This is a genomic window from Nocardia gipuzkoensis (assembly GCF_021183645.1).
In the GTDB taxonomy this organism is placed as follows: domain Bacteria; phylum Actinomycetota; class Actinomycetes; order Mycobacteriales; family Mycobacteriaceae; genus Nocardia; species Nocardia abscessus.
Genome location: NZ_CP089225.1, coordinates 299,596 through 312,087, shown reverse-complemented (window position 1 = coordinate 312,087; position 12,492 = coordinate 299,596). Strand labels below are relative to the sequence as shown.

The 12,492-nt window shown below is 68.8% G+C and carries 11 protein-coding genes; 7 read left to right on the top strand and 4 right to left on the bottom strand.

Going from position 1 to position 12,492, the window contains the following annotated elements; all coding sequences use genetic code 11:
* Positions 1-168: 168 nt before the first annotated feature.
* The 3 genes from LTT66_RS01375 to argH all read left to right on the top strand — a co-directional run bounded on the left by LTT66_RS01375 (position 169) and on the right by argH (position 4,087).
* On the top strand, positions 169-684 hold the full coding sequence (locus tag LTT66_RS01375; protein ID WP_233063342.1) for an arginine repressor: 516 nt from the start codon (positions 169-171) through the stop codon (positions 682-684).
* Between the two features lie 352 nt (positions 685-1,036).
* Positions 1,037-2,239, top strand: a complete 1,203-nt coding sequence (locus tag LTT66_RS01370; protein WP_233063341.1) for an argininosuccinate synthase — start codon at positions 1,037-1,039, stop codon at positions 2,237-2,239.
* Positions 2,240-2,671: 432 nt separating this feature from the next.
* Positions 2,672-4,087 (top strand): argininosuccinate lyase, encoded by a 1,416-nt coding sequence (gene argH, locus LTT66_RS01365; RefSeq protein WP_233063340.1) that lies wholly within the window; start codon positions 2,672-2,674, stop codon positions 4,085-4,087.
* Between the two features lie 53 nt (positions 4,088-4,140).
* Here argH and LTT66_RS01360 read toward each other — a convergent pair whose 3' ends face one another.
* Positions 4,141-5,406, bottom strand: coding sequence for a cytochrome P450 (locus LTT66_RS01360; protein ID WP_233063339.1), 1,266 nt, complete (start codon positions 5,404-5,406; stop codon positions 4,141-4,143).
* Between the two features lie 122 nt (positions 5,407-5,528).
* Here LTT66_RS01360 and LTT66_RS01355 point away from each other — a divergent pair, with 122 nt between their 5' ends.
* Positions 5,529-5,852 carry a DMT family transporter gene (locus tag LTT66_RS01355; RefSeq protein WP_233063338.1) on the top strand — a complete coding sequence of 108 codons (324 nt, stop codon included), beginning with the start codon at positions 5,529-5,531 and terminating at the stop codon, positions 5,850-5,852.
* Positions 5,853-5,897: 45 nt separating this feature from the next.
* Here the strand turns inward: LTT66_RS01355 and ilvA are convergent, their stop codons facing one another.
* Positions 5,898-7,118: a threonine ammonia-lyase gene (gene ilvA, locus LTT66_RS01350; protein ID WP_233063337.1), complete on the bottom strand. Its 1,221-nt coding sequence runs from the start codon at positions 7,116-7,118 to the stop codon at positions 5,898-5,900.
* 30 nt (positions 7,119-7,148) lie between these two features.
* Complete coding sequence (locus tag LTT66_RS01345) at positions 7,149-8,318, bottom strand: serine hydrolase domain-containing protein (protein ID WP_233063336.1); 1,170 nt, start codon at positions 8,316-8,318, stop codon at positions 7,149-7,151.
* Positions 8,319-8,833: 515 nt separating this feature from the next.
* On the opposite strand from LTT66_RS01345, the gene LTT66_RS01340 reads away from it, so the two are divergent.
* The 3 genes from LTT66_RS01340 (at position 8,834) to LTT66_RS01330 (ending at position 11,867) form a co-directional block, all read left to right on the top strand.
* Positions 8,834-9,556, top strand: a complete 723-nt coding sequence (locus LTT66_RS01340) for a GntR family transcriptional regulator (protein ID WP_233063334.1) — start codon at positions 8,834-8,836, stop codon at positions 9,554-9,556.
* 86 nt (positions 9,557-9,642) lie between these two features.
* Positions 9,643-11,139, top strand: coding sequence for an NCS1 family nucleobase:cation symporter-1 (locus tag LTT66_RS01335; RefSeq protein WP_233063333.1), 1,497 nt, complete (start codon positions 9,643-9,645; stop codon positions 11,137-11,139).
* Positions 11,139-11,867: an aspartate/glutamate racemase family protein gene (locus LTT66_RS01330; RefSeq protein ID WP_233063332.1), complete on the top strand. Its 729-nt coding sequence runs from the start codon at positions 11,139-11,141 to the stop codon at positions 11,865-11,867. The genes LTT66_RS01335 and LTT66_RS01330 overlap by 1 nt, the downstream gene beginning before the upstream one ends.
* Before the next feature lie 4 nt (positions 11,868-11,871).
* Here the strand turns inward: LTT66_RS01330 and LTT66_RS01325 are convergent, their stop codons facing one another.
* A complete protein-coding gene (locus tag LTT66_RS01325; RefSeq protein WP_181725340.1) occupies positions 11,872-12,222 on the bottom strand; it encodes a hypothetical protein in 351 nt (116 codons plus the stop codon).
* Positions 12,223-12,492 lie beyond the last annotated feature (270 nt).

Here is a 12,492-nt window from a genome sequence, read left to right as displayed (position 1 = left end):
CGCGGCGTGAGCGAGGGCGCGCGCATCACCGGTATGCCCCGTGCTTGTCGTGCCCAACGGGCGAATCGGTTCCCGGCGAGGTGCGGAGGTGAGGGAGTGTCAGCGAGTGCGCCGAGGGCACAGCGCTCACCCGCGTACGCCGATCCCGCGCCCCAGCGAGGCGCGGTCGTGAGCGTCTCGCAGTCGGAATCGGGACGAAGCGGTCCGGCCATCGCGCGCACCCGCGCCGGACGGCAGTCGCGCATCATCGAACTGCTGACGGCGCACGCGGTGCGCAGCCAGACCGAGCTGGCGGCGCTGCTCGCGGCCGAGGGCATCGAGACCACCCAGGCGACGCTGTCGCGCGATCTGGACGAACTGGGTGCGGTGAAGCTGCGCGCCGCCGACGGCGGTGCGGGCGTCTACGTGGTGCCCGAGGACGGCAGCCCCGTCCGCGGCGTCATCGGCGGCACCGACCGATTGTCCAAGCTGCTCGGCGACCTGCTGGTCTCCACCGACGCCAGCGGCAACATCGCGGTCCTGCGCACCCCGCCCGGCGCCGCGCATTACCTGGCCAGCGCCCTCGACCGCGCCGCACTGCCGTACATCGTCGGCACCATCGCGGGCGACGACACCATCGCCGTCATCGCCCGCGAGCCGCTGACCGGGGCCGAGGTGGCCGCGAAGATCGAACGGCTCGCCTGAGGCGGGCGCACCGGAGGCGGCTTCCCGCCCGTCGGCGCACCTGCGTGCGCTGAAATTTCTCCGGCGACGTGCGCGACTCGAACCCGGCTGAGTCAGCGGCGTTTCGCCGCGCTCACCTGGGGCCCGGGTCGCGGCGCCCGCCTCTTTTCGCCCGCGGGCATGCGCCGCGAGCGCGGAGGACAGTGTCTGTGCGAGGGTGTAGAAGGAGCTGTTGTCCCAGCACAGGGCGACACCCCACCCGATTATGAATGGGCTTGCATCGTCGTGCATAATCATTTGCAGGACGTGCGGGCCGCTGTGGCGGGAAGCCGGTCCGTATCACGCACACGAAACATCGAGGAGCACACAGAACATGTCCGAGCGCGTCGTACTCGCCTACTCCGGTGGGCTGGACACCTCCGTCGCGATCAGCTGGATCGGCAAGGAGACCGGCGCCGAAGTGGTGGCGGTGGCCATCGACCTCGGCCAGGGCGGCGAGGACATGAACGTGGTGCGTCAGCGCGCCCTGGACTGCGGCGCCGTCGAGGCGATCGTGATCGACGCCCGCGACGAGTTCGCCGACCAGTACTGCCTGCCCACCATCCAGGCCAACGCGCTGTACATGGGCCAGTACCCGCTGGTGTCGGCGATCAGCCGTCCGCTCATCGTCAAGCACCTGGTCGAGGCGGCCAAGTTCCACGGCGCGACTACGGTCGCGCACGGCTGCACGGGCAAGGGCAACGACCAGGTCCGCTTCGAGGTCGGCATCGGCGCGCTCGCGCCCGACCTGAACGTGATCGCCCCGGTCCGGGACTACGCGTGGACCCGGGAGAAGGCCATCGCCTTCGCCGAGGAGAACTCGCTGCCGATCAACGTGACCAAGAAGTCGCCGTTCTCCATCGACCAGAACGTCTGGGGCCGCGCGGTGGAGACCGGGTTCCTCGAGGACCTGTGGAACGCCCCGACCAAAGACGTCTACGACTACACCTCCGACCCGACCGTCAATTTCGAAGCCCCGGACGAACTGATCGTCACCTTCGACAAGGGTGTGCCCGTGGCCATCGACGGCCGCCAGGTCAGCGTGCTGGAGGCGATCGTCGAGCTGAACCACCGCGCGGGCCGCCAGGGCATCGGCCGGCTGGACATGGTCGAGGACCGCCTGGTCGGCATCAAGAGCCGGGAGATCTACGAGGCTCCGGGCGCCCTCGCGCTGATCACCGCGCACCAGGCGCTGGAGCACGTCACCATCGAGCGCGAGCTGGGCCGCTACAAGCGGCAGGTCGAGCAGCGCTGGGGCGAGCTGGCCTACGACGGCCTGTGGTTCTCCCCGCTCAAGCGGGCACTGGACGCCTTCATCGGCGACACCCAGCAGCACGTCTCCGGTGACATCCGGATGGTCCTGCACGGCGGCTCGGCCGTGGTGAACGGCCGCCGCTCGGAGCAGTCGCTCTACGACTTCAACCTGGCCACCTACGACGAGGGCGACACTTTCGACCAGTCGCTGGCCAAGGGCTTCGTGCAGATCCACGGCCTGTCCTCCAAGGTCGCCGCCCGCCGCGACCTGAACCAGAAGTAACCGCCAGGCGTGCCGGTGCCCCTGCGCACCGGCACGCTGTTTGTTCGACGTCGAAGTCTCCGAGTCGGCCTTCGTGATGTGCGTTGAACAGGGCAGCCAGGGCGACACCCGCAACGATCTGCACGCAGGACGTAAGCGCGTTCGCTCCGGCGCGCCGGGCCGCTGCTTCTCGTGGAAGACGTCGAGCGTCCGATGGTGTCCACCGTCGAGTTCATCGCGGTGCACGAGTCCGGCAGGCGACCCTCGCCGGGGCCACACCAGGGCGACCACGACAATTGATCTCGTAAGAACATGGGTAGTTCACCGGGTACGCCCCAAACCCGGGCGGCATCCCACGCAAGACCTGAACGCAAATCACCCGTTCCCGACTCGTACGGCCTGAAGGCGCGGAGAGGCGGGGGAGCCCGAATACCCGGAGAGGCGGACAGCAGCATGAGCGGCAGTACGAACCAAGGCGCGCTGTGGGGCGGGCGATTCGCCTCCGGACCGGCCGAGGCCATGGCCGCGCTGAGCAAGTCGACGCACTTCGACTGGGCGCTGGCCCCCTACGACATCCGTGCTTCGAAGGCACACGCGCGCGTGCTGCACAAGGCGGGCCTGCTCTCCGAAACCGATCTCGGCGGCATGCTGGACGGCCTGGATCGCCTCGCGGCGGACGTGGCCTCGGGCGCGTTCGGTCCCGCCGAGTCGGACGAGGACGTGCACGGCGCGCTGGAACGCGGCCTGATCGAGCGGGTCGGCGCGGAGCTCGGTGGCCGGTTGCGGGCGGGGCGTTCGCGCAACGACCAGGTGGCCACGCTGTTCCGGATGTGGCTGCGCGATGGCGTGCGCCGGGTGGCCGCGGGCGTGCTGGCGGTGGTCGACGCGCTGGTCGAGCAGGCGGCCGCGCACCCGGACGCGGTGATGCCGGGCAAGACGCATCTCCAGGCGGCGCAGCCCGTGCTGCTGGCCCACCATCTGCTCGCGCACGCCCATCCGTTGCTGCGCGATCTCGACCGGCTGCGCGACTTCGACCGCCGCGCGGCCGTGTCGCCCTATGGTTCCGGCGCGCTGGCGGGCTCCTCGCTCGGACTCGACCCCGAGGCGATCGCCGCCGAACTGGATTTCGACGCGGCCGCCGCGAACTCGATCGACGCCACGTCGGCGCGGGATTTCGCCGCCGAAGCCGCGTTCGTGCTGGCCATGATCGGCGTCGACCTGAGCCGCATGGCCGAAGAGGTGATTTTGTGGAGCACCCCGGAATTCGGCTATGTCACCCTGGCCGACGCTTGGTCGACCGGCTCGTCGATCATGCCGCAGAAGAAGAATCCGGACGTCTCCGAGCTCACCCGCGGCAAGGCGGGCAGGCTGATCGGCAACCTCACCGGCCTGCTGGCCACCCTCAAGGCGCAACCGCTGGCCTACAACCGTGACCTCCAGGAAGACAAAGAACCCCTGTTCGACTCGGTCGCGCAACTGGAACTCCTGCTGCCCGCGATCGCGGGCCTGGTGTCCACGCTGACCTTCCACACCGACCGCATGGCCGAACTCGCGCCCGCCGGTTTCACGCTGGCCACCGATATCGCCGAATGGCTCGTCCGCCAGGGCGTTCCGTTCCGGGTCGCGCACGAGGCGGCGGGCGCGTGCGTGCGCGCCGCGGAAGCTCGCGGCGTCGGCCTCGACGAACTCACCGATGAGGAGTTCGCCGCCGTCGACCCGGCGCTGACCGGAAAGGTGCGCGAGGTGCTCACCGTGCAGGGGTCCATCGCGTCTCGCGACGCCCGGGGCGGTACTGCCGGTGTCCAGGTCGCGGCGCAGCTGGCGGAAGTACGCGAGGCGGCGGCAGCGGCGCGGGACTGGCTCGGCTGAATCCACTCCGCTCGCCGGATGCCGTCGGCCGCGAACCGGTGTGGCGAATCGGTCTATCCGGCGATGGTGATGTCGGCGCCGCTGAACAGCAGATCGCGGCGACGCCGGGCGGTGCCACCGGAATCCGGCACGATCTCGGCTTCCGGCGCGAGTTCGCGCAGCTGCCGGAGAAATACCTCGACGGCCAGTGTCGCCATGCTCTTGCCGGGACAGACATGTCTGCCGAACCCGAAGGTCAACGGCAGCTTCCCGGTCCCGTGCAGTGCCAGGCAGTCCGGGAAGACCTCCGGATCGCGGTTGGCCGCGGCGAACAGCACCAGCACCGGCCCGGCGGGCAGCCGCGTGCCGCTGGACAGCACGACCGGCTTCCTGGTCTGACGCTTCCACGCCACCAGCCCGGGATCGAGTTGCAGGATCTTCGCCGTGACCCGTGCGCCGCCCTCCGTTTCGGCGAGCAGGTCCCACCAGGCCCGCTCCGGATCGCCGAGCAATCGCTGGACGCCCTGCTGGATGCTGCCGCTCACCGTGTGCACTCCGGCGGCAAGCGAATTCGCCATGGCCGACACCGCGATCCGATGGGAGAGCCCGGCGTCACGGAGCCTGCGCGCGAATCCGGGCGCCTCGCTGCCCCGGCCCTCCCGCACCGCTTTGCCGCTCACCGTGAACAACCAGCCGAGCGCGCTCACCGCGTCGGCCAGTTCCCGTCCGCGCAGCACCCGGCCGAGCAGTCCCGATTGCGCTCCGCTCCAGGCGGCCACGTGCGGCCAGTCCGCCGCGGGCAGGCCGACCGCCGCACCGACGGTCCTTGCGGCGTAGCCGATCGATAGCGCGGTCACGTCCAACGACGAGCCGGGCCGGAATCCCGCGTCTCGTACTGCCTCGTGGAAGTGCTCGACCATCGCCGCGATCCGGGCGGGCCGATCGGCGGGGGAGATGGTGAAATGCCCGGACGGTCCGGCCATGGTGTTCCACACGCGCTTGTGCAACCGGTCGTCGGCCAGGTTGGCGGTGGCCTTCGCGGGTGGCGGAACCAGGTGCCGGACGAAATGCGGGAGGGCGCGCGGTGTCGCCGCGATACGTGCGTAACCGACCAATGGGTCCAGCGAATTCGCGGTGGAGATGCCCGGTGTGGTGGCTTCCAGCACCTCGCGCACATCGGCGTATTTCCAGATCATGCGCAGCCCGGACCGGTGCGCAAAGCTGGACTCCGGCCACTCGTGCAAACGCCGATACCGTTCGTCGCGCTCGGCATACGGCAACTCGTTGCAGGTCACTTCATCGAAGGGAAAACCGGTTACCGCAACGGCCGAGCTACGCATCGGCCGATCGTATCGATGCGGTGACCGCGGCCACCGGAACGCGATTCCCCGTGCTGGGGAGCGGCTGTGCCCACGGACAGCTACGGCTGTGCGCGCGCCGCGGCTCTGGCTACGCTGCGGAAATGACCTTGTTCCTGCTCGCTTTGGCCATCGCCTCCGAGGTGACCGCGACCGTTTCGCTCAAGCTCTCCGAGGGTTTCACCAAGCTCGTCCCCTCGATCGTGGTGGTCGTCGGTTACTGCGCGGCGTTCTTCTTCCTGGCCCAGGCGTTGAAACGGGGCATGCCGATCGGGGTCGCCTACGGCATCTGGTCGGCGGTCGGCGTCGCGGCGATCGCGCTGATCGGCGTGCTGTTCCTGGACGAGCGGTTGACGCTTGTGCAGGTCGGCGGCATAGCGCTGGTGATCCTCGGCGTGCTGGCCTTGGAAGTCGGTGGCGCGCACTGACTTCGCCGCGCCGCACTCGGCGCGTGCCCGCCGAGGGCGGCCGGGTCAATCCGTTACGCGGACCGCGTATCCGGCGTTCGCGAGTGCGGTGAGCACGTCGTCACGGTGGCCGGAACCGCGCGTTTCCAGGGTGAGCGCCACTTCGACCTCGTCCACCGCCAGCCAGGTCCCGGTGCGCGAATGCGCCACGTCCACGACACTGGCGCCCGTCTTACCGATCACCGCGAGCAGCGCTCCCAGCGCGCCCGGACGATCGGAGATCGTCACGCGCACGGCGAGATAGCGGCCCGCCGCGCTCAGACCGTGCCCGATCACCCTGGTCAGCAGCAAGGGGTCGATATTGCCGCCGGACAGGATCGCGCAGACCGGCCCGCGCAGGTCGAGTTCCTCCGGCGTGTGACTCATCAGCGCGGCGACCGCCGCGGCGCCCGCGGGCTCGACGATCAGCTTCGCGCGTTCCAGGCACAGCAGCAACGCCTGCGACAGCGCCTCTTCGTCCACCGTCACGATGCGCGAAACGTGCTGGGCCACTTCGCCGAACGGCACCATGCCCGGTTGCCCGACCGCGATGCCGTCGGCCATCGTCGACATCCGCTCGACGCGGACCGGACGGCCCGCCGCCAGCGAATCCGGCCATGCGGCCGCTTCCGACGCCTGGACTCCGATGACGCGCACGTTCGGCGTCAGATGTCGCAGCGCGACCGCGACTCCGGCCAAGAGCCCACCACCGCCCGTGGGGACGAGCACCGTGCCGACCTCGGGTAGTTGCTCCCCGATCTCCACGCCGACAGTGGCCTGACCGGCCACGATGTCGGGATGGTCGAACGGGTGGATCAGCGTCGCACCGGTCCGGTCGGCGAAATCCACTGCGGCGTCCAGTGATTCGTCGATCGTCTCACCGACCTGGCGCACCTGCGCGCCGTACGCCTTGGTCGCCATCAGTTTCGGCAGCGACGCCCCGACCGGCATGAACACCGTGGAGGCGATGCCGAGCGACGACGCCGCCCACGCGACGCCCTGCGCATGGTTCCCGGCGCTCGCGGCCACGACGCCGCGCTCCCGTGCCTCCTGCGGCAGATTCGCGATCCGGTTGTAGGCGCCGCGCGGCTTGAACGATCCGGTGCGCTGCAGGTTCTCGCACTTCAACCACACATCGGCGCCCACGCGCTCGGACAGCACCCGCGACGCCACCAGCGGCGTACGCCGGATCACCGGGGCCAGCAGTCGCGCGGCCGCCTCGATCCGGGACTTCTCGACCGACTCCATACCGCCATGCTGCCACTCGGTCACGCCGGGTCAGGCGGCTCGGGCGAGGTTGTGGGCCAGCGCGCCCAACCGGGCCAGACGGGCGTCACCGAGCGGGGTGATCCTGCTGCCGAGGCGATTGGTGACGAAGCCGAGCGACATACCGGTCGCCGGATCGGCGAAACCGCCGGAGCCGCCGAGCCCGAAATGGCCGAAAGCCGAGATCGGTTCGGCCTTGGACGGTTTCATCGGCACGCCGTGGTAACCGAGGGCCCAGGGGATGCGGAATGCCAGCACGTAGTCGGGGGTGAACACGTGCCGCCGGGTCATCTGCTCGATGGTGTCCGGGCGCAGCAATTGGTATCCGTCCAGTTGTCCGCCGTCCGCGAGCGCGCCGTACACACGGGCCAGCGCGCGGGCGGAGAAAACGCCGTTGAGGCCCGGCATCACCGAATCGTGCAGGCGCGGGTCGGCCACCAGTTCGGCGAACCCCACCGGGGTGGTATCGGCGGCGGCCGCGAATCGGGTGCGGGCGAGCAGTTGCGAGCCACGCTCCCAGCTCATGCCCGCGACCGTCAGGCGCGGGAAATTCGTGGCGACGCGCCCGCGCTCGGAGGCGGGCACCCGGAACCAGAGCTCTTCGGCCGCCAGCGGTTGCGCGATCTCGGTGCGCAGCACATCGGTGAATTCCGCTCCGGTCACCCGGCGCACCAGCTCAGCGGCAAGGTGCCCGTAGGTGATGCCGTGGTAGCCGCTGGTCACCTTGTGCCGTGGATCGGGAGCGGCGGCCGCGAGCGCCGCGGTGACCGCGTCGTCATCGAAGAATCGCTCGATCGGTCCCGGCAGCAGGCCGCGTAACCGGTGCAGCCCGGCCCGGTGGGTCAGCATGTCCCGCACGCTGATGCGCTCCTTGCCCGCGGCCGCGAACTCGGGCCAGTACGTCGCAAGCGGCTCGTCGTAATCGATCAGCCCGCGCTCGGCCAACCGGTGCACCACCGTGCTGGCGATACCCTTGCCGGTCGAATACGCCATCGCGACGGTGTCGCGCGCCCACGGGACGTCGGGATGCGCATACCCGGCCCAGACGTCGACCACCGGCTCGCCGTGCAGATAGATCGCCAGCGCACCGCCGCCGTCGGACGGCCGCCGGAACAGCCGGTCGAACTCAGCGACCAATCGTGCGAACCGGCGCTCGACGAACTGTCCTGCCGAAACTGTCATCGAAAACCTCTGTGTTGGTTTTCCAGCGCCTCCGGCGCTGGGTGTTCGCGGCCCCCTGGTGGCCGCGAACAAACAATGCTAGGTCTCGCTTCGCTCGAAACCGGCGGTTGGGCCTGTGTGGTGGCGTCCGGCGGTAACTCGCCACCTGGGCTTGCGCGGTGGCCGTAACCTCGCTACCTGGGCTTGCGCCGTGCCGTGACCCTCGGCGTGCGGTGTCGCGGGGTCGTGGGCAGTGACGTCATCGTCTGGGGACGCATCTCGCGCGGGATCCCGATCGTGTGCCGAGTGAGACTTCGAAGGGCTCAGCTGACAGCGGCCGCTGCTCGGACATGAGTCGGCCGCGAACAGGCAATGCCACGTCTCGCTTCGCGCGAACCTGGGGTCGAACCGGTGCGCGCCCCGCCAGAACACCCAGTTCGACCACATTCACCACGCGACCGGTCGGTACTGTGAGACGTTTCCTGACCGTCACACGGAGGACCGGGAACGCAACACCCTTCGCCTAGCGTGTTGCCATGCCCCCGAGACGACGTTCGGCGCTGCTCGCGAGGTTGGTTGTCGACTCGCCCGGCCGCCCGCGGATCATCCTCGGCGAACTGCGCCGGGTGATCCTCGACGGTGCGGTGCCACCCCGTACCGTCATTCCGCTGCGCGAGGTGGCGGAACTGTTCGGCGTCAGCCATATTCCGGTGCGTGAGGCGCTCAAGACCCTGATCGGGGAGGGGCTGGTCACGCACGAGCCGCATGCCGGATACGTGGTGGCTCAGCTGACTGCCGCCGAGCTGCGTGAGATGTATATCGTCCGGGAGACGTTGGAGACGGCTTCGCTCGCGGCGGCCGCCATGAACCATTCCGCCGCAGACCGCGCCGAACTGCTGGAGGTGAACGCGAGTCTCGAGCAGGCGATTCGCGACGACGATCCGGCCGCCTACCACCGCGGGTCGCGCAGCTTCCATGTGGCGCTGACCCGGCCGTCGCGACTGTTCCGGCTGCTGCACATGCTCGAATCGGCGTGGAACGTCACCGAGCCGGTGCAGTCGATGGTGCACATCGGCCGGGCGGACCGAGTGCGGTTGCACACCGATCACGCGCTGATGCTGGATGCGTTCCTCGCCCGGGACGTCGATCGCCTGCTGCTCGCCGCCGGACAGCACCATCGCAGGCTGGAGGCCGTGATCGCGACGCTGCCCACCGACACCGGGCTGCTCGCGCCGGAAGATATATCTGCTGCGCAATAGCCGGGCAATAACGGTGCAACGGACGGGCAATAGCCGATTCCTACCGTCGTTTCGATCACAGTTTCACCCTTCGGACGGGAAACACCATGACCGAAACCATCGCTCCGGTGGCGCCGGGCCTCGCGCCGGCGACCACCACCCCCGCCGACTACGATCCGCGGCTCACCAACGAGGACCTCGCGCCGCTGCGCGAGCAGCGCTGGGGCTCCTACAACATCTTCGCGTTCTGGATGTCGGACGTGCACAGCGTCGGCGGCTATGTCACCGCGGGCAGCCTGTTCGCACTAGGTCTGGCCAGTTGGCAGGTGCTCCTGGCCCTGCTGATCGGCATCACCGTGGTGTATCTCTTCTGCAACCTGGTCGCGAAGCCGAGCCAGGTGACCGGTGTGCCGTATCCGGTCATCTGCCGCAGCGCGTTCGGCGTGCTGGGCGCCAACATCCCGGCGATCATCCGTGGGCTGATCGCGGTGGCCTGGTACGGCATTCAGACGTTCCTCGCTTCAGCGGCGCTGGATGTCGTCCTGGTGAAGCTTTTCCCGTCCCTGGCGCCCTACGCGGTGGCCGAGGACTACGGGTTCCTCGGTCTGTCGCTGCTCGGCTGGGGTAGCTACTTGACGCTGTGGGTGGTGCAGGCCTGCGTCTTCTGGCGAGGCATGGAGTCCATCCGCCGATTCATCGACTTCTGCGGACCCGCGGTCTACGTGGTGATGTTTCTGCTGTGCGGATACCTGATCGCGAAGGCGGGCTGGGGCGCCATCGATCTGAGCCTCGGCGCTGTGCGGTACACCGGCTGGGATTCGGTGCCGGTGATGCTCGGCGCCATCGCGCTCGTGGTCTCCTACTTCTCCGGGCCGATGCTGAATTTCGGTGACTTCTCCCGCTATGGCAAGTCCTTCGCGGCGGTGCGGCGCGGCAACCTGCTCGGCCTTCCGCTGAACTTCCTGTTGTTCTCGCTGCTGGTGGTGATCACCGCCTCGCTGACGGTGCCGGTCTACGGCGAGCTGATCACCGATCCGGTCGCCACGGTGGCGCGCATCGACAGCACCTTCGCGATCGTGCTCGGCGCGCTGACCTTCACCGTCGCCACCATCGGCATCAACATCGTCGCGAACTTCATCTCGCCCGCCTTCGACTTCTCGCATGTCAACCCGCAGCGGATCAGCTGGCGAGCGGGCGGCATGATCGCCGCGGTCGGGTCGGTGCTGATCACGCCATGGAATCTCTACAACAACCCAGAGGTCATCCACTACACGCTAGAAGTGCTGGGCGCCTTCATCGGCCCGCTGTTCGGTGTGCTCATCGCTGACTACTACCTGGTGCGCAAGCAGCGTGTCGTGGTGGACGACCTGTTCACCATGTCCAGCAGTGGACGCTACTGGTATCGCGGGGGGTACAACCCCGCCGCCGTCATCGCGACGGCGGTCGGCGCGCTGGTCGCCGTGATCCCGGTGCTGGCCAAGGACGTCACCGGCATGTACACCGCTGCGCAGTACAGCTGGTTCATCGGCTGCGGCCTCGGGTTCGTGGCGTACTTCGTGCTGGCCACCCGCACGCGGCTGGCGGTGCGGGAGAGCGCGGCCTGATGCGTATCCGTGTGGTCAACCCCAACACCACCCGGGCGATGACCGACACGATCGAGCAGTGTGCCAGGGCCGTCACCGGTCCTGGCACCGTGCTCGACGCGGTGACCTCGGAGATGGGACCGGCTTCGATCGAAAGTCACTACGACGAAGCGCTGAGCGTCCCCGGCGTGCTCGCCGCGATCCGGCGTGGTGAGGCCGACGGCGTCGACGGATACGTGCTCGCCTGTTTCGGCGATCCCGGCCTCGATGCCGCCCGGGAGCTGGCCAGGGGACCGGTGATCGGGATCGCCGAGGCCGCCATGCGCACCGCCGCCCATCTCGGTCGCGGGTTCAGCGTGGTCACCACGCTCAGCCGGACCGTCGGCCGGGCCGCCGATCTGGCCGAACGCTACGGGATGCGGCGTTTCTGCCGCGGTATCCACGCCTGCGAGATTCCTGTGCTCGCCCTCGACGCCGATCCGGACGCACGCAAGATCGTCATCGAGGCGTGCCGGCAGGCAGTCGAGGCGGACGCGTCCGACGCGATCGTCCTGGGTTGCGCGGGCATGGCCGATCTGTGTGCGCAGGTGCGCGCCGAGGTCGGCGTGCCGGTAGTGGACGGCGTGACGGCGGCGACGCTGACCGTTCAATCGCTGCTCACGCTCGGTCTCCGCAAGTCCGGCTGGGGAGAGTTCGCCACACCGCCGCTCAAGCCGTACACCGGCTCGCTGCGATCGTTCGGCGCCTGAGCGATCAGGCGGCCACGGCGGTGGCGAGTTTGCGCAACTCGGCGTCCGGGTCGGCCACGTCGACCACGAGCCGTGTGACATCGGCGCCCGCCAGGTCGATACGGATGGCATGTCCGTCGAAGCGGGTGTCCCAGAATTCCTTGCGGCCTTTGCCGCGGAACGTCCCAGCCGCGATCACGCCCGGGAAGAACGTGCCGGGCGCGCGCACCCACGGCGGGCGACGGTCGACTCCGGCCAAGCCGAGCGCGGTGATGTCGGACAAATCGAAGGTGACCTGATCACGCAGCGCGAGCAGTTGATGCGTACCGCGCACGTGCACCGTCACCGTCGTTCCGGTGACCTCGAACTCGACCATCACGCACCTCACTTCACCGAGAACTACTTCAGCTTCAACGATGCAGAACGGTCCTGGCCAAAGCCTGTGCCGTTCCTATGAGTTCTCTCAGTTTCTGTCCATGGTGTTACACGGATATGCGCATCTATCGATGTGATCTGCCCGCCGACCATAGTGGAAAGGCTCGGATGCCGACTGACAACAAGCCGCGAAGAGGAAGCCGAAACGACGTCGCGGGCCGGATCGAGGCAGCCGGGTCGGCATCGCGCTCGACTGTGCGCAGCCGAGAAT

Bases quoted from the DNA above. Each gene is read 5' to 3' on its own strand.
- LTT66_RS01370 (WP_233063341.1), top strand. From the start codon at position 1,037: ATGTCCGAGCGCGTCGTACTCGCCTACTCCGGTGGGCTGGACACCTCC.
- argH (WP_233063340.1), top strand. From the start codon at position 2,672: ATGAGCGGCAGTACGAACCAAGGCGCGCTGTGGGGCGGGCGATTCGCC.
- LTT66_RS01360 (WP_233063339.1), bottom strand. From the start codon at position 5,406: ATGCGTAGCTCGGCCGTTGCGGTAACCGGTTTTCCCTTCGATGAAGTG.
- LTT66_RS01355 (WP_233063338.1), top strand. From the start codon at position 5,529: ATGACCTTGTTCCTGCTCGCTTTGGCCATCGCCTCCGAGGTGACCGCG.
- ilvA (WP_233063337.1), bottom strand. From the start codon at position 7,118: ATGGAGTCGGTCGAGAAGTCCCGGATCGAGGCGGCCGCGCGACTGCTG.
- LTT66_RS01345 (WP_233063336.1), bottom strand. From the start codon at position 8,318: ATGACAGTTTCGGCAGGACAGTTCGTCGAGCGCCGGTTCGCACGATTG.
- LTT66_RS01340 (WP_233063334.1), top strand. From the start codon at position 8,834: ATGCCCCCGAGACGACGTTCGGCGCTGCTCGCGAGGTTGGTTGTCGAC.
- LTT66_RS01335 (WP_233063333.1), top strand. From the start codon at position 9,643: ATGACCGAAACCATCGCTCCGGTGGCGCCGGGCCTCGCGCCGGCGACC.
- LTT66_RS01330 (WP_233063332.1), top strand. From the start codon at position 11,139: ATGCGTATCCGTGTGGTCAACCCCAACACCACCCGGGCGATGACCGAC.
- LTT66_RS01325 (WP_181725340.1), bottom strand. From the start codon at position 12,222: ATGGTCGAGTTCGAGGTCACCGGAACGACGGTGACGGTGCACGTGCGC.